At 47.6% G+C, this 21863-nt stretch carries 20 protein-coding genes; 12 read left to right on the top strand and 8 right to left on the bottom strand.

Annotated features, from left to right (window positions below):
* The first annotated feature begins 134 nt into the window (after window positions 1–134).
* The 5 genes from AM1_RS21830 (at window position 135) to AM1_RS21815 (ending at window position 4710) form a co-directional block, all read left to right on the top strand.
* On the top strand, window positions 135–683 hold the full coding sequence (locus tag AM1_RS21830) for a pyridoxamine 5'-phosphate oxidase family protein (protein WP_012165065.1): 549 nt from the start codon (window positions 135–137) through the stop codon (window positions 681–683).
* Window positions 683–2044: a four-carbon acid sugar kinase family protein gene (locus AM1_RS21825; RefSeq protein WP_041660108.1), complete on the top strand. Its 1362-nt coding sequence runs from the start codon at window positions 683–685 to the stop codon at window positions 2042–2044. Before AM1_RS21830 ends, AM1_RS21825 begins: the two co-directional genes overlap by 1 nt.
* A 101-nt stretch (window positions 2045–2145) precedes the next feature.
* A complete protein-coding gene (rpmG, locus tag AM1_RS38775) occupies window positions 2146–2334 on the top strand; it encodes a 50S ribosomal protein L33 (protein ID WP_010480755.1) in 189 nt (62 codons plus the stop codon).
* 32 nt (window positions 2335–2366) lie between these two features.
* Window positions 2367–2582 carry a 30S ribosomal protein S18 gene (rpsR, locus tag AM1_RS21820; RefSeq protein WP_010480754.1) on the top strand — a complete coding sequence of 72 codons (216 nt, stop codon included), beginning with the start codon at window positions 2367–2369 and terminating at the stop codon, window positions 2580–2582.
* Window positions 2583–2667: 85 nt separating this feature from the next.
* A complete protein-coding gene (locus AM1_RS21815) occupies window positions 2668–4710 on the top strand; it encodes a ribonuclease R family protein (RefSeq protein WP_012165064.1) in 2043 nt (680 codons plus the stop codon).
* Here AM1_RS21815 and AM1_RS21810 read toward each other — a convergent pair.
* From AM1_RS21810 to AM1_RS21795, 4 genes are all read right to left on the bottom strand, one after another.
* Window positions 4698–5369: a DUF3318 domain-containing protein gene (locus tag AM1_RS21810; RefSeq protein WP_012165063.1), complete on the bottom strand. Its 672-nt coding sequence runs from the start codon at window positions 5367–5369 to the stop codon at window positions 4698–4700. The two genes, AM1_RS21815 and AM1_RS21810, sit on opposite strands and share 13 nt — an antisense overlap.
* Window positions 5370–6077: 708 nt before the next feature.
* Window positions 6078–6500: a type II toxin-antitoxin system VapC family toxin gene (locus AM1_RS21805; RefSeq protein ID WP_012165061.1), complete on the bottom strand. Its 423-nt coding sequence runs from the start codon at window positions 6498–6500 to the stop codon at window positions 6078–6080.
* Window positions 6497–6754 (bottom strand): ribbon-helix-helix domain-containing protein, encoded by a 258-nt coding sequence (locus AM1_RS21800; protein ID WP_012165060.1) that lies wholly within the window; start codon window positions 6752–6754, stop codon window positions 6497–6499. Before AM1_RS21800 ends, AM1_RS21805 begins: the two co-directional genes overlap by 4 nt.
* A 185-nt stretch (window positions 6755–6939) precedes the next feature.
* A complete protein-coding gene (locus AM1_RS21795; protein ID WP_012165059.1) occupies window positions 6940–7494 on the bottom strand; it encodes a 2OG-Fe(II) oxygenase in 555 nt (184 codons plus the stop codon).
* A gap of 330 nt (window positions 7495–7824) precedes the next feature.
* Between AM1_RS21795 and trpB the strand changes: the two genes are divergently transcribed.
* The gene (gene trpB / locus AM1_RS21790; RefSeq protein WP_012165058.1) at window positions 7825–9081 is read left to right on the top strand and encodes a tryptophan synthase subunit beta; all 1257 of its coding nucleotides are present in this window, start codon (window positions 7825–7827) and stop codon (window positions 9079–9081) included.
* Window positions 9082–9171: 90 nt separating this feature from the next.
* The gene (locus AM1_RS21785) at window positions 9172–9912 is read left to right on the top strand and encodes a sulfite exporter TauE/SafE family protein (RefSeq protein ID WP_012165057.1); all 741 of its coding nucleotides are present in this window, start codon (window positions 9172–9174) and stop codon (window positions 9910–9912) included.
* A gap of 76 nt (window positions 9913–9988) precedes the next feature.
* On the opposite strand, the gene hemB is transcribed toward AM1_RS21785, so the two are convergent.
* A complete protein-coding gene (gene hemB, locus AM1_RS21780; RefSeq protein WP_012165056.1) occupies window positions 9989–10969 on the bottom strand; it encodes a porphobilinogen synthase in 981 nt (326 codons plus the stop codon).
* A 217-nt stretch (window positions 10970–11186) separates the two neighbouring features.
* On the opposite strand from hemB, the gene AM1_RS21775 reads away from it, so the two are divergent.
* Window positions 11187–12878 (top strand): ATP-dependent nuclease, encoded by a 1692-nt coding sequence (locus AM1_RS21775; RefSeq protein ID WP_012165055.1) that lies wholly within the window; start codon window positions 11187–11189, stop codon window positions 12876–12878.
* 50 nt (window positions 12879–12928) lie between these two features.
* Here the strand turns inward: AM1_RS21775 and AM1_RS21770 are convergent, their stop codons facing one another.
* The 3 genes from AM1_RS21770 to AM1_RS21760 all read right to left on the bottom strand — a co-directional run bounded on the left by AM1_RS21770 (window position 12929) and on the right by AM1_RS21760 (window position 15619).
* Entirely contained in the window at window positions 12929–13984 is a 1056-nt protein-coding gene (locus AM1_RS21770; RefSeq protein WP_238549037.1) for a TauD/TfdA family dioxygenase, read from the bottom strand.
* Window positions 13985–14144: 160 nt separating this feature from the next.
* Window positions 14145–14855, bottom strand: a complete 711-nt coding sequence (locus AM1_RS21765) for a TenA family transcriptional regulator (protein ID WP_012165053.1) — start codon at window positions 14853–14855, stop codon at window positions 14145–14147.
* Window positions 14852–15619 carry a class I SAM-dependent methyltransferase gene (locus tag AM1_RS21760; protein ID WP_012165052.1) on the bottom strand — a complete coding sequence of 256 codons (768 nt, stop codon included), beginning with the start codon at window positions 15617–15619 and terminating at the stop codon, window positions 14852–14854. The genes AM1_RS21765 and AM1_RS21760 overlap by 4 nt, the downstream gene beginning before the upstream one ends.
* 965 nt (window positions 15620–16584) lie before the next feature.
* Between AM1_RS21760 and AM1_RS21755 the strand changes: the two genes are divergently transcribed.
* From AM1_RS21755 to AM1_RS21740, 4 genes are read left to right on the top strand one after another with little or no spacing between them, the layout of a single operon-like run.
* Window positions 16585–17148: a heme NO-binding domain-containing protein gene (locus tag AM1_RS21755; protein WP_012165049.1), complete on the top strand. Its 564-nt coding sequence runs from the start codon at window positions 16585–16587 to the stop codon at window positions 17146–17148.
* Entirely contained in the window at window positions 17102–18658 is a 1557-nt protein-coding gene (locus tag AM1_RS21750; protein WP_012165048.1) for an ATP-binding protein, read from the top strand. The genes AM1_RS21755 and AM1_RS21750 overlap by 47 nt, the downstream gene beginning before the upstream one ends.
* Window positions 18659–18700: 42 nt before the next feature.
* Window positions 18701–19096 (top strand): response regulator, encoded by a 396-nt coding sequence (locus AM1_RS21745; RefSeq protein ID WP_010480077.1) that lies wholly within the window; start codon window positions 18701–18703, stop codon window positions 19094–19096.
* Window positions 19093–21759 carry a response regulator gene (locus AM1_RS21740; protein WP_012165047.1) on the top strand — a complete coding sequence of 889 codons (2667 nt, stop codon included), beginning with the start codon at window positions 19093–19095 and terminating at the stop codon, window positions 21757–21759. The genes AM1_RS21745 and AM1_RS21740 overlap by 4 nt, the downstream gene beginning before the upstream one ends.
* Window positions 21760–21863: the final 104 nt, after the last annotated feature.

Here is a 21863-nt window from a genome sequence, read left to right as displayed (position 1 = left end):
TCTAAGCTATGCCCTGCCTCAAATAGAGCGTATTGCCGTTTAACTTTACCTATATCGCTTGATTTTTAGATTTTTTTTATATTTGATATTGCTATTTTTGTTCAGGAATCTTCGAGGTTGCCCTCAACTGTGTCATGGCTAAGTTTTATTCTGAGCTAACCCCAGCGTTACAAGCCTTCATTCAAAAGCAACAAATATTTTTTACGGCATCGGCTCCACGTCAGGGCCGTGTCAATTTGTCTCCTAAGGGCATGAATACCTTCAGATGTCTGGGTAAAAATGAAGTTGCTTATCTAGACTTGACAGGCAGTGGCAATGAAACGAGTGCCCATGTGGCTGAGAACGGACGGTTAACCATTATGTTCTGTAGCTTTGCAGGGGATCCATTAATTCTGCGATTGTACGGGCAAGGAGAGGTGATTCGCCCCTGGGATCGCACCTGGCCCGACTGGTTCAAACCCTTCGATGCCCTGCCGGGAGCACGACAGATTGTCGCGCTGCATATTGAATCTGTACAAATATCCTGTGGGTTTGGTGTTCCTCTCTACGACTACCAAGGCGATCGAGATCAGCTGATCCAATGGGCAACCCAAAAAGGGGAGGAGGGTCTGCGAGACTATCAAGCCCAGAAAAATCAAGTCAGCATTGATGGCTATCCAACCGGATTGATGGCAGAGGGCTGATGGCTGACTCACCCAAAATTGTGGTGTTAGATGATGATCCAACCGGATCGCAAACCGTTCATAGTTGCTTATTGTTGTTGCAATGGGATGTGGAAACCCTTTGCCAGGGATTATTAGACCCATCGCCGCTTTTATTTGTTCTGACCAATACCCGTGGCAGATCAGCTGCAGAAGCAGCTCAAGTGACACGGGAGGTATGCCGCAACTTGAAGATGGCAATGGCAAAAGCTCAGTCAATCAAGACCAAAGCCTGCCTTCAACCCTATTTGATTGTCAGTCGCTCAGATTCCACCTTACGGGGCCATTATCCTTTAGAAACAGATGTGATCACGGAAGAGCTGGGACCTTTTGATGCTCAGTTTCTGGTTCCGGCGTTCCTAGAAGGCGGCAGAATTACCCAAAACGGTATTCACTACATCCAAACTCAAAATCAGCTTGTCCCTGTGCATGAGACTGAATTTGCCCAGGATCCCGTTTTTGGTTATCGGCATAGTTTTCTCCCAGACTACATAGCTGAGAAAACAGAAGGGCGAATTCCTGCCTCACAAGTTCTACATTTCTCTTCATCCACTTCCCAGGATTTGCAGTGGTTACTCAGCTTACAAGACAATCAATATGTAGTGGTTGATGCAGTTGAACAAGCCGATCTGGATCGTTTTGCAAAACTCACCTTGTCGGCTTCTACTCAGGGAAAACGCTTCTTATTTCGAAGTGCGGCGAGTTTGCTGACCGCCTTTGGAGATTTGCCCCCACAACCCATTCCGGCAGCAGCAATGGGGGAAACAGTGCAAAGCGCGCACCCAGGTGTGTTTATCGTCGGCTCCTATGTTCAGAAAACGACGGTTCAGCTTAAGAATTTACTGGCTTTGCCTCAAGTTGAGGGCATCGAAATTGATCTAACACCTCTCCAAAATAGGGAAGTTGAGAGTAGCCAAATCAGAGGCCAAGTTCTGGCACAAGCGGATGCAATATTTCACCGACACAATACCCCGGTCATTTATACGAGTCGACCACCTCTCAGTTTTACGGACTTGTCGGAGCGGCTGTACTTTAACAGTTTGGTGTCTGATCTGTTGGCAAATATTGTCCAACAGCTACCTACTCGTCTGGGGTACTTAGTCAGTAAGGGGGGAATGACCTCGAATACCATCTTGGCACGAGGGCTCACCCTGACATCTGTGCGACTATTGGGCCAAATCCTACCGGGATGTTGTATTGTGCAAACGGCACCAGGCCATAGGTTTTCTCAGCTACCAGTCGTCTTGTTCCCAGGGAATGTCGGACAAGCTGAAGATCTGGTCAAGGTCTATGAATGTTTGTCTTGGCGGTCTGCCCAAGCCGATGAAAGAGGTAAATCGTAACTTGACCTTAGTTCATCGTTAAAAAAAGTAGCTGATTTTCGACTAATCATGAGATAATTATCGTTTGTGTCCAATTAGAAATTTTGATGCGGTAAAAACACATGGCAAAAGGTGTTCGGATCATCGTCACATTGGAATGTACCGAATGTCGGTCCAACTCCAATAAGCGATCGCCAGGGGTATCCCGGTACACAACCACGAAAAATAGACGTAATACTACGTCTCGGCTGGAACTGAAGAAGTTCTGCACTCATTGCAATAAGCATACAAACCATAAAGAAATTAAGTAGTTGTCCACCTATTAGACGTTTATCAAGACCTTATGCCTTACTATCGCCGCCGTGTTTCTCCGATCAAGCCAGGTGATCCGATTGATTACAAGGATGTTGATCTCCTCCGTCGTTTTATCACTGAGCGCGGCAAGATCTTGCCTAGACGGATTACTGGCCTCACCGCTCGTCAGCAGCGTGATTTGACCCGGGCCATCAAGCAGGCTCGAGTCCTGGCACTCCTTCCTTTCATCAACCGCGAAGGTTAGAGGGTAGGTATCGACTGATAGAACTACCCCTGCTGTGGGCTAGTTCGTACTTGCCATAACTACTGAAATTGGATGAGCCAATTGAGTGGAGAAAGGAACATTAATTGAATTCAAAAGACGGGGCGATTGTGCCGAAGGGCAGCGTCCCTTTCAATTGGGCGTATTAGATCGACCTGAAGGAAAGAAGAACTGGGTTGTTGTTGATCAAACGGGACAAACCCACACGCTTCATCCTCGACAATTCACCTTTGTGGTTTCGGGGAAAACCTATACGCCCTCTGAGATTGCTGAATTTCAGTCAGAGGCTGAGTCCTATATTGATCCAAGCAGCCTAGAAGTCGCTTGGGAAATCCTACTGGAAGACTCCCAGTCCGTTGCGCCTGCCGATTTGGCCCAGCTATTGTTTTCGGACCAAAGCCCGCCTCTTTGCTACGCCTCTCACTGCCTATTAAGCGATGACCGCATTTACTTTAAGCAGAAAGGGGATTGCTTTGAGCCCCGTTCTGCTAGCCAAGTTGCAGAACTCCAGCATCAGCTTGAGCAGCAAGCCAAACGTCAGCAAGAACAACAAGCTTTTTATCAAAAACTAGAGCAAGCAATCGCGGGTGATACCGTAGAGTGGCAAGGATGCGATCGCACCTATCTCCAAGCATTGGAAAAGTTTGCTGCTTTAGGAGATGAGGCCACCACTCGTTCAACTGCCACTGAAGTATTGTCGACCTTGAAGCGAGGCACCTCGCCAGATGCGGCTTTTCAGTTGTTAGTCGATGTGAAGGTCTGGGATCCTCACCAAAATTTACATCTGTATCGCAGCAAAACTCCAGTTCAATTTTCGTCGTCTGTTCTCGCTGCCGTTGATCAATTGCTGAAAATGCCGCCACCAGACTTACATGCTGAACGTCACGACTTGACCAGTTTGAAAGTCTATACCATTGATGATGAAAGCACGTCCGAGATCGATGATGGTCTTAGCTTAGAATTTCTCCCAGACGGTAAACAGCGGGTCTGGGTCCATATTGCTGACCCCAGTCGCTGGATCACTCTAGGCGATGAATTAGACCAAGAAGCTCAACGCCGAGGGACAACGGTTTACTTACCCACGGGCATGATTCCCATGTTCCCAACGGAACTATCGACGGGACCCATGAGTTTGGTTCAGGGACAAATCTGTTGTGCCCTCAGCTTTGGCGTCATCCTCACCGCAGAAGGGGCGATTGAATCCTATGAGATTCGCTGTAGCCAGGTCCAGCCTACCTATCGCCTCACCTATGCTGATGTGGATGAAATGCTGGAGCTTGGAGTAGAGGCAGAGTCTGAACTATTAGCTTTGGCCCAATGGGCCAAACAACGCCAAGCCTGGCGTAAATCCCAAGGCGCTATCAGCATTCAGATGCCGGAATCCTCCATCAAAGTGGAGGGAGAGAAGGTCGACATTCAGGTTCTGTACGATTCTTCTGCCCGTAACCTAGTCGCTGAAATGATGATCTTAACGGGGGAAGTGGCCGCCCGTTATGGTCAAGATAATGATTTACCATTGCCCTTTCGCCACCAGCCTCAGCCTGAACTGCCGCCGGAAGAAGAGCTATTACAGCTTGCACCAGGATTTGTTCGCTATTGCGCGATTCGTAGCTGTATGCCTCGCAGTGAGGTCAGCATTAGTCCCGCTCGTCACGCCAGCTTGGGCCTGGATTGTTACTGCCAAGTCACGTCCCCCATCCGTCGCTATGCAGATTTAGTTGCTCATTTTCAAATTAAGGCTCATCTTCGAGACGAAGAATTGCCCTTTAGTAAAACGGACTTAACAACCCTCATACCCAGCGTGACTACCGCCGCCTATGAGGCCACCCTTTTGGAACGGCAAACCAATCGCTACTGGAGTTTGGAGTATTTACGACAACATGGTCAGACGGTCTGGCCGGCAATGGTGCTGCGGTGGTTGCGCGAACATGAAAATTTAGCCCTAATTTTGCTAGAAGATTTAGGACTGGAACTGGTGATGCGCCTGGACCACCCGGTTGTTTTGGGGGACCGACTGGATGTCAAAGTGGCCTCTGTAAATCCCCGATTAGATCGGATTCAGCTGCAAGAATGTTTTACTGCTTCGCCTGATGATGCTCAGGAAGGATAGTTCATATCGGGCATCCGATTCCGCTGCTCTGCACGCATAGATTGACTTCTCGCTTTTGCTTCTGCAGCACTATCTTTCAAGGACTGGAGCCGGGTTTCATAGCGTTTGCGGTTACGACGACTAGGGGATTGGTCAATCAAGATTTTTAAGGCACTCCCTAAGCTTTTATAGGCATTGGGGAGAGTATAGCCAAAGCGAGTCGCGAGTGCGATCGCTTTTTGATCCGCAGCCGTTAGATCATCAACACTCTTCTGGGAGTTATTGCGTTGATACAGCCGCCAACCAGATACACCACATAGGGCCAAGGCCAACATCAGCAAGAGTCCATCTTGGACCCATAGCTCACCGACCGCACCCCCTAAACCAATAGCCAAAGCAGCCATTTCCCAGCCATCTCGGGGAATAGTATCGTTCTGAATCCGAGCGACTTGGTGCCAAAACAGGAGGTTGCGTTGGTCTTTGGCAAACTGCTCCCACTTGAGAAGATCAATCTGAATTTCGACTTCATCTTGCCCCAATTCTTCACAGGTAATCAGGGAGGAGTTGGTGGCTGTTGTCGCTTCTACGGTGACCCAGCTTTGCAGCTCAGGTGGCAGGAGCGTCCGCAGACGCCGCAGTTCACTCATTTCAGCCCGAGCAGAGGATGTTCCGTAGACCATGAATTCAAAAGTGGAATGATAAACGACAATCGTAAAGATCTATATATTAGGAGTATAGCTGGCTTATTTCGGTTCAGCCGCTCTACTCTGTTCTCAGAATCATACCGAATGTTCTGAACTCTTGGGTTATAAGATTTGGAAATGGGAGAATAGTCCTTTCTCTACTCAAACTTGAGAAGATTAAAAACTAAGTCATCATTAGTCTTCACACACGAGACTTCTGTCTGAGCACTATCACAATCGTCGTCGCTCCTCTCGGCAATGTAACTTGATTGCTAATCATCTATAAACACGAGCTATCTTTGGCAGCTTAAGGGACTGAAGCCAGCATCAGCACATCCTGAAATAAATATTGTCAGAGGTCGAGTTAATCCCAACAGCCCATCATTACATTGAGGCTCTTCTGCACAAGGCAACGATAGGCTATACGCTATGTCCCACGATCCGACTTATCCAGTATGAACGCCCTTGTTTCTTGATTGGTGAAGTGGTCGATCCAAGTGCTATGCAATCCGGTCAAGTGGGGAAAGAGCATTATGCTTAGGTTTGTGCGCTCTATGGCTGGCATTGAATTCTTGAGTAGTCAACGGCTTGCTCAAGTCTATGCACGATGGCCCGAGGATACACCTTATTGTGTTAAGCACTGGCCGCTCAATATTCTGCAGTTCGTACAATTCGGCTGGTTCGAGACTGTGTAGGGCTGATATTTCAGATCGTCCTGAACATTAGATTCTCAAAAGGATGTGTGTTTTTCCAGCGATAGGTGTTGAAGTCACGCTCATCAACGGACAAAATTCGGCCATGTCCAAGATGCTCTGCAAGAATCACGAGAGAGGCATCAGCCAGGTCCATGGGTAGATCTCGATATTGACTAGTAAGTTCGTGTATTCGGGCGCTATGAGCAAGGGTCAGCTCAAAGATGATAAATGCTTCTTGGGATAGGTTGAGAATAAACTGTTCTTGAGCAGAGGTCCCCAAACGCTTCAGCAGAAAATGGCAAGTTTCTGTGACGACAGGCCAAGTCGTAATCAGGGGTTCTTGAATTGGGGTTAACGCTTGAATGGCTTGGGAGTGGTAGCTATCCTGACGGTTGGCTAAAGCTAGCCAAAATCCTGTATCGACGATAATCACTGAGTTAGGCCATATTTCTCTTCTAGGCTATCGGCGTAGTCCAATTTGTAATGGGTCGATAGATTACTTTCGGCCTCTCCACACCCAATAAATCCACTTTCAGTTAGGAGATCGATAGGATGCTGCTGGGCATATTCTTGGTAATAAGCATCTAGCGCCAATTTGATAATTTCTGTGACACTTTTTTCGGTCTGCCGCTGAAGGTAATTCAGTTTGAAGGCATATTCGTCATCAAGTCGGGCGTTAATACGCATGGCATAGATGTCATAAGGTTGTATGACAAATCTAGCATTCTTCTTAGATCAGAGGGCTGGGTAACTCTAAAGCGTAGTCAGGTTCTATGACTTGTCCTCAACCGTCTAGAAGAGATAGTGATGCCCCTAGTTTTACCCAGATAGCACTGCGATGTCTTGAGCTTTTCCCACGTTCCCCATGCTGTTTACCTCTGATACATTAAGTCTGTTCTTGCTACATATTTCACACCTCTAGATACCTCAACCCCCTCATGAAGGATGAGATGCTGAAACAAAAGACCAAAACCCTTTCGAGGCGTAATTGAGCATATTGACTCGGTTAGGAAATTTGTTTGTCCACCTTCAAAATCATCGTTTAAGTAGACCAGAAATGAGTAATAACTCTTTTCATTTCCATTCCGTTCAAGTGAGCCATCATAATGAGGGCTAAATTTCATGCCAACTTTATATCGATAGCATCTAAAGCGTTCATTAGCGCTCAACAAGATTCTTCCCTGCATTGTTGGCGGGACGTACTCTTGTGCCTTTAAAAATAATTTCTCTGCAAGGGAGAAATCGCTGAAAACAACTCGCTCATTATTGCGTACATTGGTATTAATCTCGGCCTCTCCATCATTACGAACCGTTGCCAGACTAGGGTTAAGCTGATTGATCTTCCCCATTAATTCATCACATTCTTTGAATGTCAAAATATTGGGAATCTCAATAATTAATGGAGCTGCTTTATTAACAATGGGCATCAGTATTAATTACAAAGCGAACGAATATACCAGTCATAAGGGCTCAAACAATTGCTTGAGAGCGTAAATCTATCAGCCTGCCTGCATCACAGAATCCAAGGCTTGATGCCGGAACATATTGCCAGCTTGCCATTAGGATAAAGGGCCTAGGACCTTGATACCCAGCTCACCATACATAATTTCCAACCACACAGTTCGCGATGCAGCCAAGAATAATAGGTCCCTTTGCTAAACTTCCAAGTCGATAGGTCGACTACGCATGAAGAATCATCCAGCGACACACCATCTTTTTCTATAATGAGTGTCTGATCATCTGTTTGGGTATTCATCGTGGCTGTTACTCCCCTATCCTCTGCTGACCAATCCTCTGGCGCACAACAATATCCTGATGCCTTGGGTCGCTTTGGTCCCTACGGTGGGAAATATGTCCCCGAAACTCTGATGCCTGCCCTGGCAGAACTGGAATCTGCCCTCGCCCAGTACCGAAACGATCCAGAGTTTCAGGCAGAACTCAGCCAACTGCTCAAAGACTATGTAGGTCGGCCTAGCCCCCTGTATTTTGCCGAGCGGCTAACCACCCACTATGCCCGTCCCGATGGCAGTGGTCCCCAGATCTATTTAAAGCGAGAAGACCTTAACCATACAGGAGCCCATAAAATCAACAATGCCCTCGCTCAAGCCTTGCTCGCTAAGCGGATGGGCAAACAGCGAATTATTGCTGAAACGGGCGCTGGACAGCATGGGGTGGCAACAGCAACTGTCTGTGCCCGCTTTGGCTTTGACTGTGTGATTTATATGGGGGTCCAGGATATGGAACGTCAGGCCCTCAATGTATTTCGGATGCGGCTATTAGGGGCAGAAGTTCATCCGGTGGAAGCGGGAACAGGAACCCTTAAGGATGCCACCTCGGAAGCCATTCGCGACTGGGTGACTAACGTAGAAACCACCCACTATATTTTGGGTTCTGTGGCTGGTCCCCACCCCTATCCAATGATGGTGCGAGATTTCCATGCCGTGATTGGCCAAGAGACTCGCCAGCAATGCCAAGAGCAATGGAATGGTACCCCCGATATCTTGCTCGCCTGCGTGGGGGGTGGGTCAAATGCGATGGGTTTATTTCATGAGTTTGTGCCTGATACTCAAATCCGCATGATTGGTGTGGAGGCCGCTGGCGCTGGCGTTAATACTGATAAACATGCAGCCACGCTCACCCAAGGGGAAGCTGGGGTGCTGCACGGGGCCATGAGTTATCTGCTACAAGATGAAGATGGTCAGGTGTTAGAGGCCCATTCTATTAGTGCGGGACTGGATTATCCTGGCGTGGGCCCTGAGCATAGTTTTCTTAAGGATAGTGGCCGCTGTGAATATTACAGCGTCACGGATACAGAGGCTGTTGCGGCCTTTCAGCGACTAACGGAACTGGAAGGGATTATTCCGGCCCTGGAAACGAGTCATGCGATCGCATATCTGGAAACCCTCTGTCCCCAGCTAGAAGGCAGTCCCCGGATTGTTATTTCCTGTTCGGGTCGGGGCGATAAAGATGTCCAAACCGTAGCTAAGTTTTTAGAGCAGCAATCTCCCCAGTAGACTGACCTGCAAGAGAAGCACCGATATTGCAACAACAAAAGTTAATAAAGGGTTAAAATCAGGTTGCGGTTCATTTAAGGCTTCAACTCCATGCCCTTTGTCGTTTTGGGAGTGGTGAGTTTCCTGTCCTGGTTTATCAGCATGGTGGCGGGTGGCGGCAGCCCCTTAATGCTGATTCCACTGGTCAGTTTTATGTACGGTGCCCAGGCAGTTGCTCCCGTGATTACAACGGGGATGCTGTTAGGAAATATCCAGCGACTCTTTTATTTTTGGGAAGATATTGAGTGGGAAGTCACCCTATGGCAGCTACCGGGGGTGATTGTTGGCTCAATTCTGGGGGCCTTTACCCTGAACTACATCAATTTAGAATGGCTGCAGTTCGTCATCGGCATCTCTTTATTGTTGATGGTGGCGAACTATTGGTTTGGCAATCAGGAAAGTACCTTTACCCTCAAGACCTGGCAATTTTTGCCTTTAGGATTTGGGAATTCCTTTGCTTCAGGCCTAATTGGCAGTACGGGACCGATTATGAACCCGGCCTATATTAATTACGGACTGCTAAAGGAAGCAATGGTGGCGACGAAAGCGGCCAATATTATTTTGGCCCATGTGATTAAGCTGTGCGCTTATGCATCCTTAGGTAACCTGAACAGAGAATATGTCATTTATGGCGTGGTGATTGGGGCGGCGGCATTTCCTGCCAATTGGTTAGGTCAATGGGTGCTCAGCAAAATGAGTAACGACCTTTTTAAACAAGTCACGTTTATCTTTATTGCAGTCAGCGGCATCATGATGCTGTGGGAACAACGCCAGGTGTTGATGGCTTGGTAGCAGCCCCTTGCTAAAAGCAGAAAGCTGGCCTTTATACAAGAAAAGGCCAGCTTTCTAAGTTCAACGAAGTCTGATTCTATCCCAACCAGCGGGCAGCATCCTTGGCATGATAGGTGAGAATCATATCGGCTCCTGAACGCTTAAAGCTCATTAGGGTTTCCATCACGACTTTTTCTTCATCCACCCAACCGTTGAGGGCCGCAGCTTTGACCATGGAATATTCACCAGACACGTTATAAGCTGCAACGGGTAAGTTAGAAGCTTGCTTCACCTGCCAGATGATATCCATATATGCCAAAGCAGGCTTGACCATCAGCATGTCGGCCCCTTCGGCGATATCCAATTCAATTTCTTTGATGGCCTCGCGGGAATTGGCGGGGTCCATTTGATACGTTCTGCGATCTCCAAATTGAGGCGCAGATTCAGCCGCATCGCGGAACGGCCCATAGTAGGCAGAGGAATACTTAGCGGCGTAGGACATAATCGGAATGTCTTCAAATCCTCCTTCATCCAGTCCTGCCCGTATCGCCTGTACAAATCCATCCATCATCCCAGAAGGCGCAATAATATCAGCCCCAGCTTTTGCTTGAGAGACGGCGGTTTTCTTCAGCAACTCCAAGGTCGGATCGTTGAGAACCCGGCCCGTTAAATCCCCCGTTTCTAAATAGCCACAATGGCCATGCTGAGTGTATTCACACAGGCAAGTATCCACAATCACGATTAGATCCGGCACTGCTTCTTTGACGGCAGTAGAGGCTTTCTGGACAATACCATGATCATGCCAAGCCCCAGTGGCATCCGTATCTTTTTCAGTGGGAATCCCGAACAAAATCACGGCGGGGATGCCCAGGTCGTAGACTTCTTTGGCTTCTTCTACGACCTTATCGATGGAAAGCTGGTAGACCCCTGGCATGGATGAGACTTCTTGAGCCACGCTTTCACCCGGCACGGCAAATAGCGGATAAATCAGATCGTTGGTGGTGACAACGGTTTCTTGCACCATGCGGCGCAATTGGGGATGGCTGCGAAGACGGCGCGGGCGATGGGTGGGAAACATAACCAGTAAGACTCTGCAATGAACGATAGGCGGGGACTTGTGACGCCTTAATCCAAATCTTATTACAGTTCCTAACGCCCAATGAAGAGATGTTCATTATCTTCACGGTCTTCAACCAAGCTTGATGTTTTATTCTTTGAGAGTGCTAATGTTCGACCACACTACTTTAAAACCCAAGCAGCACTAGAACGGGGCCTTACTCGTCAAAAGGTGTTCCATGAAAATCAAGCAAATCGAGTTGGGAAGACTGTTTACGTTCGGTCCCAGGCAGGTAGTCGGCCCACTTAAGCAGTTCAATATTCTCATCGGCCCAAATGGGACTGGCAAGACGAATCTGCTTCGTATCATCGACGGACTGCAGTTCAACTATCGTAAAATTGCTAAAAGTATAGATCTATACCAACCAGAGATTCCCTTCAATTTGGCAGATAACCTTGGGTCCCAAGATACCAATATCTCTGGCATACTCAGAATCGGGTATTCCCAAGTAGATGAACTGGACGGTCCTACCTTAGACAAAGAGATCTTGTTTGAGTATGACGTGAAAAATCCAGTGTGGCGCTACATCCACGGAGATGTGCAGGGGTTTTCGTTAAAAACCCATCTTGTTAACATCCCAAACGACCTTCAATTTATGAAGGATCTCACGGATATTACTCATCGCGCTGAATCGGCTTTACCACTCTTAAATTTTGGGCTCTTTTTTATTTTCGGGGCACACTTCACCTTCTATAAGAACGGCCGATTTACCCAAGGACGGATGCATCCTAGTGGTCCTGACGAGATCGAGCCATCAGCTCTGCCATCGGGTGTCCGCGAGTGCGCGAAGCTAATAACCTCTATTCTTCGTAGGAATGGAAAGCCAGTCCTTTTATTCGATGAGCCAGAGCTTCACCTTGAACCTCGTGTGATAAGACGCCTTTTTACTTTTATATTTTGGCTTATGGTCAGAGGAAAGCAAGACAGGACAACAAAAGAAGAAGAAGCATTTTGCCAAGTCCAGTCAATCTTGGATACCAAATGGCCCAGTGAAGGTGACAAATTCAGGATAGTCCCTCCTACGCAGCAGCACATTTCTTGGCTCAGCCAAATATTTGTAGCGTCTCACTCACCAGTACTAATTAATTTAGCGATTGAGCTTGAAGAAACGGCTGCTATTTTTGAGTTCTCATCTAATGAGACAGAGGTGACTCGTTACCGATTTTCAGAAAATGGACCTGTTAAGCCTCTTGAACAGTACATTGCCTGTTTCACTACAGTTCGGGAAGCTACTGGGATGCCCAGTTCTCTCCTCGATGGATTAGGAGCTAAAGGCTCGGATCTCCTTCAAACTAATGGGGTCATTTGGGTAGAAGGACCTTCTGATTGCATCTACATCCGCAAATGGCTCAAGATGTATGCAATTGAAAAGAACCTCCCACTGCTCGTGCCTGGCATTCACTTTGATTTTCAAATGTATGGGGGTTCCCTACTAGATAGCATTTCTCTTTCAGAAGACAGCCTTTCAGATACAGCAGCGTTGGAGAAACTTGTCGCGATGTTCCGCTTCTCTAGAAATGCTCTAGTAGTGATTGACAGTGATGCAGTTCGCGGGTCAGACGGAAAATTGAAGGATAAATCGAAGTTTCAGGCTGCAAAGACCTTTATCAAGACAGAGTTCGAGAAGGCGGAGGCAAAGGGACAGAACATTGGTTTGTGGTATCCAGAGAAGGATGAACAGATAAGTACTATCGAAAACTACCTCGATGCAGAGAGTCTATCTGCTGCACCATCATCCTTACGCAAGAAGCCGCGCGCCCAGCGAATCACATCCTCCTGGTCTAACGATAAGAAGATTAGCGATTTTGCCGAGCCACTCGCCGAGGAATTGCGAAAAGCTTACACGTTGATTGCCCAATGGAATGATTAACAGTAGGGCTGTAAAAATCTTCTCAACCCCACTTAACTTACACCCAATATTTAGCCGTAGAGATGGTTCAGCTTCATATCATCTGGTTTGGAAGCATGACGCTGAAGCGCATCATTCCCAACCCACATGCGAACTAGATGTCGCTTCTTTTCTGGCTCTTCCCAATCTAGATACTCCGTGCGGTCGTGAGCAATCAGGTGATTATTCAGAAAAATCATGTCACCCGGTTGGAGCTGAAGTTGATAGGTAATGTCCTCTTGATTGAGGGTCGCCTCAAATTGATCCAATACAAATAGATCCTCCTCCGATAGAGGTAATCCCGCCTTATCGTGGCCCGCCTCTATCCAATAGCGCATATACCGACAGGTCAGCCCTGGATACCAGCGGCCCCACTCAAACACTGGGAACGCATTTCGTAATCGATCGAGGTGGGAGCGGGTGCCAACCTCACCGACAATGATTTTGTCGCGAATAAATGGCTCGCAAAGCCGTCGTAACACCTCGGGTTGAGATCGAAGCAGTCGCTGATAGGCAGTCAGGGTATTGGCTAGGCGGTTGACACCTCCCTCGCGAGCCGTTCGCAAACAAAGCAAAGATACAATACCGGGCATCAGGTCTGCATCCGTGCTGTCTGTGTGGTACCCAGGCGACGTACAGGTACTGGAAAAGAGAACATTGGCTTGCCGGTGATCCTGGCCGCGATCGCAGACGTCATACAACAGTCCACGTTTATCTAACACAGACCCTAATACATAGCCCAGCTGCAGCAGGAGCAGTCGACTTGCAGACTCACCGTATTCAGCGACATCAAACCCAGACAATAAGACAACGCCCGTGGTTTGGGTGAGATGATAACGCATCACATTCGCCAGAAGATCAAGATTCTGAATTCTCATCCCCCTTGCTTCAGGCGACTGCCAGGTATATCCCCTCGCCTCCAACCAGTGATGCAACACTAAAGTTGAGGACAATATAGACTCTGGGAGCGTAATTCTCCAGTGAGAATTGGTTTCTAAACCTGCACTAGTCCAGCTTGGCTGTGACTTAGCCTTGATCATCACCGAAGATAAGTCTTCGATATGACCCATACGAGTAAGGAGTGACATAACAATAACGATCGAATCGACAGGCAACGTAGGGGGCAGGTACAGAATTGAGGCCGATGGCAACGCTTATCTTCGTCGTATCTAGCATTTGCTAGGTATTTGGAGCCTCATGGGATGAGGCTCTGCAAAACATACACCCTTGCTCAGGGCAAGAGCATCATTAGGCCGCCCAAGCATAAGACACAGCTTCAGAAGCACGCTGAATACCATTAAAGAATTTCAGTCGCGAATCCATCGCTTTCTTGATCGCTCGATTCAAATAGAGGGAGTCTTCCACCGTTTTTAATCGGGGTTCGATCAGCGCTTCTAAATGAGCAGCATGGTCATCATCGAGATCTATATGCACTTCGAAAAAGCTCAACGCTTCCGATGAGAAAGGAGATACCCCGACAATGCCTTGGCGAATTTGGGTATATAGGGAATTCACAATTCCTTCTGATGCAAAGCAAACGGCTCCCACTGCTGCTAAATAACCATACTTATGGGGCAGAGCAAGGTACGTATCAATCATGGCCTGGGTTTCCGGCTCCGGGGGAGTCATTTGTAATGTCCCATCATCAATCCCTAAAGACCGGGTAAACCGCCGAAATAATTCTGGATGAGCATGAGTCAAATCGCCCTGCCCCATTTCATCCAAGAGATTTTCCATAATCACCATTTGGGCATTCTCATCGGGGCAACAAGACATAATGCCCGCCAGGATGCGATTAAAGGATTGGGAAAACTTGTACATCTGTACCGCTAAAACACGCACTTCGGCCAAAGTCAGCTCTCCAGACCGGCATTGCTCTAGGAAAGGGTGCTTCCACAAGGGGTGCCGCATGGTCAATCTGCGATAGGAATCCATAGAGTAGGCAGTAATCGTTTTCATTTGTGCACCTCAATCGCCATATGTAAGGGGTAATCAACTAACGGTCCGAAAAAATCTGGATCAAGTTCGACATGTTCAGGTAAGACTCGTAATTCACGCACAGTCGGCATGCTTGTAAAACCAGCCATTTGCAGCGCTTCAAAGAAATCTTGAATCGTTTTGTGAATCAGCTGGACGTCTAACCAGGAACCATCGCGCTTCCAAATGCGCCCTGGACATTGTTGGTCCCGTCCACTGAAGTAGTTATTGCCATCCACTTCGAAATAAAAGGGAAACTCAGCTTGGCGCATATAGGGAAAAGCAGGGTGGGGGATGCTAAAGATAAACCGCCCGCCAGGTTCCAGCACCTGAAAAATTTCTGCCATGCAAGCCTGAGTTTGGGCAACCGTTAGGTAGTTAAACAAGAAAACAGCCACCACTAAATCAAACTTGTCTTGGGTGTAATGCCGAACGTCCGTGGCACATCCCACCTGATAGGTAATCCCCAAAGACTCTTGTACTTCTTGGGCCTGGGCGGCTTCAATCATCCTCTGGGAGAGGTCGACGCCTAAAACGGATGCTGCACCGAGCTGTCGGAGTTGACGGCTACAGTACCCTTCACCACATCCGAGATCCAGAATCTTTTGCTCTGTAACTGGTGCACACATCTCCAAAATGGCGGGACGTGCTGTGAAGTCAGACAGCGAGCTGGGTCCACCTCGAACCCATCGAGCCGCTGTATCGTTGTACAGAGCTTGGGTGACTTGTTTATTGGCCGTAATCATGAATTCCTCTTGGGTTCTAAATGGATTAACAACATAAACGAAAGGTTAGAGAACACTTCTTTTTAGCGAAAATTTGGCATAAATCTGCAATCTGCTTTTACTTCAGATAGAGATAAGAAGACATGAGTAAATAGGGAATTATCCCCACTTTTTTGATCCTGTTTAGCATTAGCCATTAACCAATAACCGCCTGACGTTGTTAACTATTCGACTGAATTATTTCAAAAAAAGATATTTCACTATTTTTGACATGGAAAATATTTTCTACATAGTTACACTATATGTAGAAATATCACTTTTAAATACTCTTTCGCCAAAGAGATAGATATTAATGCATATGGGGAATTATCTCCAATTACTTGTGACGAAAAAATATCATCAGCGACTCATTAATATCTTTTTGGGAGAATTTTCAGGTGATTTTGACTGGGTCAATTTATCGATAAAACTGAATTAGTCTTTAACGATAAATCAGAGAATATTAGGTCTATCTAGGTGTCGCATCAGTGTAAACACGTAACTTTAATGCACGAAAACACCTATAGATAAGGTTTTTTTGAGTGATTACACGCATGCTTTAAGTTCTTAAATTTGATTATTTTCAGAATAAATCATTTAGTTTTTGTTAAAAAATGAATACTATAATTCTATCATTAATTCATTATTAATAATAAATAAAGAAAGGCTAATTATTGATTTCTGAATACTCATAGCCCTAGACATATATTCTTTCTGCTTCAAATAAATCTAGTTTTCGAGATAGAGGCGCTCTGCTGGCCTAGAAATTATTATCTTCAGCAAATATTCCTAAAAAATTACCCCAACTTTTGATTATTTTTTAGCCAGGATCAGGGCATTATTAGTCCTTTCAAAGATAAAAATCCAAAAACAAACCCCCTGTGGAACATGTTTTGTGGATTGGGAACCCTAGAACTGTTGAAATTTAGATCGTTAGGGAGGCTCTCATGTATGGCCTAGTCAATAAAGCCATCGAAAAGATGGTGCGCAGCCATTTTAATGATGCAACCTGGGAGGCGATCAAACAAAAAGCTGAGATCAAAACGGAAGCCTTTATCAGCATGGAAGGCTACCCCGATGAGTTGACCTACCGGTTGGTGGGAGCCGCTAGCGAAGTATTGGAGCTCTCTCCTGCAGACGTTATGCATGCCTTCGGTAAGTATTGGGTTCAGTTCACCGCCCAAGAAGGGTATGGAGAGCTAATGGAAATGAATGGGGAAGATTTACCTGAGTTCCTGGAGAATCTGGATGATCTTCATGCCCGAGTCGGGGTGATGTTTCCCAAGTTGAAGCCCCCATCCTTTGACTGCGATGAAGCGGATGAGGAAGAATTAACCCTGCATTATCACTCGGAGCGAGATGGACTAGCCCCCATGGTCATGGGATTGGTAGAAGGGCTGGGGGAACGATTTGAAACAGAGGTAGATATCAACCAGACCCACAGCCGCGAGGAGGGCGCCGACCATGATCAGTTCTCAGTTAAGTACAGAGTCAAGTGTCCTTTCCACTAATGGGATCGAGCGCAGTTTACCCCCCGAGTGTTTTGCCAAGGTTTTTCCCTTCCATTTTGTCTTCAATCGCAACTTAGAGATTTTGCAAGCGGGCAAGGTGCTGCAACGCATTGCTCCTGAGGGGCTGATGGGCGGACAGGTAGATGATTTTTTTCAGATCCAGCGTCCAAAAGTAGCGTTGGAGTTTGATGCCCTGCTGAAAAAGTCGAAAAAACTGTTTTTAATCGAATCGATTCACCGGGGATTCCAGTTGAAGGGCCAGTTGATGCCCATTGAGTCCGAAGATGTGATATTTTTCATCGGCTCTCTCTGGGTCACAGACCTCTCCGATCTCAAAGGCTATGGGGTCAAACTGAAGGATTTTGCTACCCATGAACCGACTTCAGATTTTCTCTATCTGCTCCAGGCTCGGTCCACCGCCCTGTCTGACACTACCCACATGGCAGAAGAGTTAGCAGCCAAGCAAGTGGAATTAGAGCAAACCTTGCAGATGGTCCAGGAGAAGAACCACAATTTGCAGGCAACTCTTAAGCAATTAGAGACCACCCAGGAGCAACTGATTCAATCGGAGAAGATGGCCTCTTTAGGTCAGTTGATTGCCGGGATCGCCCATGAAATCAATACTCCCCTGGGGGCAATCCGATCCTCAGTAGAAAATATTTCTGACTTTTTAGAACGCAATTTAGGGGCACTCCCCACCTTTTTCCAGGCTCTAACGGGAGATTGCCAACAATTATTTTCAGAATTGTTGGATTCCGCCAACCAGGATCTGGTGATCTTGAGCAGTCGCGAAAAGCGCAAGCTGAAGCGGGGAAATATCCGCATGCTAGAAGCGGAAGGGATTGATCAGGCGGATGACGTGGCGGATACCTTAGCGGAGCTGAATTATCTAGAAGAGATCGAGGCCATCGTCCCCCGACTGCAGTCTGCAGAAGGACGCCAGACCTTGGATATGGCCTATCAGTTTTCAACCTTGTTAAACAGCACTAAGACCATCAAAACTGCCACGGACAAAGCAGCCAAAGTCGTCTTTGCCCTGAAGAGCTATTCTCACTTTGACCATACCGGCCAAAAGTCCCCCACCAACCTTATCTACGATATTGAAACGGTTTTAACCCTTTACCAGAGTCAGCTTAAAAATGGGGTCGAGGTCATTCGCAATTATGATCCCATTCCATCGGTGTCCTGTTTCCACGATGAGCTGAGCCAGGTCTGGACCAATCTGATTCATAACGCCCTGCAGGCCATGGATTATCAAGGCACCTTAACCCTGGATGTCCAGCACCATGAGAATCAGGTCCAGGTCAAAATTGCCGACAGCGGTCAGGGAATCCCCGCAGAAGTGATGCCCAAAATATTCCAACCGTTCTTCACCACCAAGCCCCCTGGAGAAGGCAGCGGTTTGGGCCTCGATATTGTCCATAAGATCGTGAAGAAACATGAGGGCGATATTTCCGTGGTATCTGAACCTGGGAAAACCCAATTTACCGTGTCTATCCCCCTGACTTAGGGCAGGAGACAATTTGAACTCGACTAGCAATGGATCAATGTGATGGTTAAGCCCGTCGTTTTATGTGTAGATGATGAAAAAGTTATTTTAGACAGTCTCAAAATACAGATTAAAAAAGAGCTGAGTGACCTCTGCAATGTAGAAGCAGCCATCAATGCCAACGAAGCATTAGAAATTGTGGAGGAGCTGCAGGAAGATGGCGTTGAGGTAGTTTTGGTGCTGTGTGATTGGCTCATGCCAGGGATGAAGGGAGACGAATTTTTCGTCAAACTTCATCAAGATCATCCCAATATCATCAAAATCATGCTCTCTGGGCAGGCGGATCACTCAGCGATTGAACGGGCCAAGGAAGAGGCCGATCTCCATCGGTTTATCCATAAGCCCTGGCGCAAAAGCGAATTAATTGAACTGCTGAAGTCAAATCTGGAAGCGCTATGAGTAAGCCTTTTATCCTCTGTGTAGATGACGAATCTACTGTTCTAGAGTCCCTCAAAATCGAATTACGGAAATCCATTGGCCAGGACTGCGCCATCGAAACGGCTCAGGGGGGCGAAGAAGCCCTAGAGATTGTGGATGAACTGCTAGAAGATGAATATGAAGTGGCGGTGGTGATCTCTGACTACATCATGCCCGGCATGAAGGGGGATCAAGTTCTCCAGCGCATTCATGAGAAGTCCCCGGAGACGATCACAGTGATGCTGACGGGGCAAGCAGATGTGGATGCGATCGCAAATGCCGTTACCCATGCCGATCTCTATCGCTACATCGCCAAACCCTGGCAGGCAGACGATTTAAAGTTAACCATTGCCTCTGCGGTTCAGAGTTATCTGACGGATCAGCAACTCGCAGAGCAGAACCAAGAACTGCAGTTAATGAACCAAAAGCTGCAGCAACTCACCACCGAACAAGAACAAGTGATTCAAGAGCGGACTGCCGCCTTAGAAGCCGCCAACCAGAATTTAAACCTGCAAATTCAGCGGGTCTTACTCATCGAGCAGATTACCCAAGACATTCGCCGCAGCCTTGATACCCAGCATATTTTTCAAACCACCGTTGACCAGTTGGGCTATACCCTCGAAACCAATCGCTGCTTTATTCAGAGCTATGCCGCCCAGATTTCAGCAGACTCTGATCTGGCGGAGTATTTGGAGATGGATTACGCCTCTTGCCTGGAACTGGAGATGGGCAATCATCCCCTGCTGTCAGAAATCTTTGGTCATGATCGCGTATGGGCCATACCTGAACTAGATCGGGACCAGATGACCGAGGGAGAAATCCAATTTTGTGAGCAGGCACAGCTCCAGTCCCTACTGGCGACTCGCACCTCCTATCAGGGTCAGGCCAATGGGGTGATTGTGCTACATCAGTGCGATCGCAACCGCACTTGGTCCGAAGCAGACATCGAACTATTAGAAGCCGTGGCGGGTCAGGTGGGCATTGCCATTGCCCAAGCCCAACTCTTAGAGCAAGAGCAACAGCAGCGCCAGGCCTTAGAAAGCAACAATACGGCCCTCGTGCAGGCCAAGCGGGACGCTGATACGGCCAACACCGCTAAATCTCAGTTTCTAGCCAATATGAGCCATGAGTTGCGGACCCCCATGAATGCCGTCATTGGCATGACCGGTCTACTTCTGAATACAGATTTAGATCTGCAACAGGCTGACTTTGTAGAAACCATTCGCAGCAGTGGGGATGCATTACTCAGCCTGATTAACGATATTTTAGATTTCTCCAAAATAGAAGCAGGCAAACTGGAATTTGAGAACCAACCCTTTGACCTCCGAATTTGTATCGAACAGGCCCTCCGTATCGTCGCCCCCAGAGCAGTAGATAAATCCTTAGAATTGGCGTACCTATTTGAACCTGATACTCCCGAATGGATTATCGGGGATGTGACCCGGCTACGACAAATTATCGTCAACCTCCTCACCAACGGTGTCAAATTTACAGACACGGGAGAAGTGGTGGTCTATATTCAAGATGTCACAGCAGATCATGCCGCTCCAGTCCGAAAGGGTCACCATATCCTCCAGATTGTAGTCAAAGACACGGGAATCGGCATTCCTGCTGATCGAATGGATCGATTGTTCAAATCCTTTAGCCAAGTGGACGCCTCCACCACCCGCAAATATGGCGGCACCGGATTAGGGTTAGCCATTTGTCATCGGCTGTGCGAGCTAATGGGTGGCCGCATGTGGGTCGAAAGTGACGTGGGCAAAGGGTCTTCTTTCTGCTTCACGATTTCCGTCCCCATTGCTGATCCCGCTCAGCGACCCATCATTTCTCCCGCCCATTTGGATGGCAAGCATCTGCTGATCGTGGACGACAATCCCACTAACCGTAAAATTCTAACCCTGCAAGCAAAAGCTTGGGGCATGACCAGCGAGGCCGTTCCGGGAGGAGCCGCAGCCCTAGCATTACTCACCGCCGATCATGGGTTTGATCTGGCCGTTCTGGATATGCAAATGCCAGAAATGGATGGGTTAACCTTGGCCAAGCGGATTCGGGAACAGTTGGCAGACTTTCCCTTAGTGATGTTGAGTTCTTTGGGCAAAGATGAGTTGATTCAACAGCAGGGGAATATCAACTTCGCAGCTATCCTAAACAAACCGATTCAACAGTCACGGCTCCATGATGTTCTGGCTAATATTTTTGGAGAGCCTGCCGAACCAGAAGAACAGCCGCCGGAGCCTGAGCGAGTCAGCCCGGCATCCCTACGTATTTTGCTGGCAGAAGATGTGGCCGTAAACCAGAAAGTCGCCTTACTGATCCTGAAACAACTGGGGTATAGCGCTGATGTCGCCAATGATGGCCATGAAGTCTTAGCAGCCTTAAAGCGCCAAACCTATGACATTGTTTTGATGGACGTACATATGCCGGAGATGGATGGCCTGACGGCAGCAGCCACCATTCAAAAGGAATGGGACGCCGAGGATCGCCCCCATATTATTGCCCTGACTGCCAATGCCATGCAGGGGGATCGAGAGCGATGCCTAGCAGTTGGGATGCAAGACTATGTCAGTAAGCCGATCCGCACAGAGGAACTACAAGCCGCGCTGGATCGATATCTAGAGAATGCTCACGTCAAAGTGATGGCCTAGGCCTGTGCAATCGCCATCCTTACGCTTATCTACGAGAATTGATCCCCCCTTGCGTCAAACTGGATCTGATAGGTGAATCCTATAGGACAGAGGATTAGAGAGGA

The sequence above is a fragment of the Acaryochloris marina MBIC11017 genome (genome assembly GCF_000018105.1).
Classification (GTDB): domain Bacteria; phylum Cyanobacteriota; class Cyanobacteriia; order Thermosynechococcales; family Thermosynechococcaceae; genus Acaryochloris; species Acaryochloris marina.
The sequence above is the reverse complement of the archived record's forward strand: the minus strand, read 5'-3'. Positions and strand labels throughout refer to the sequence as shown.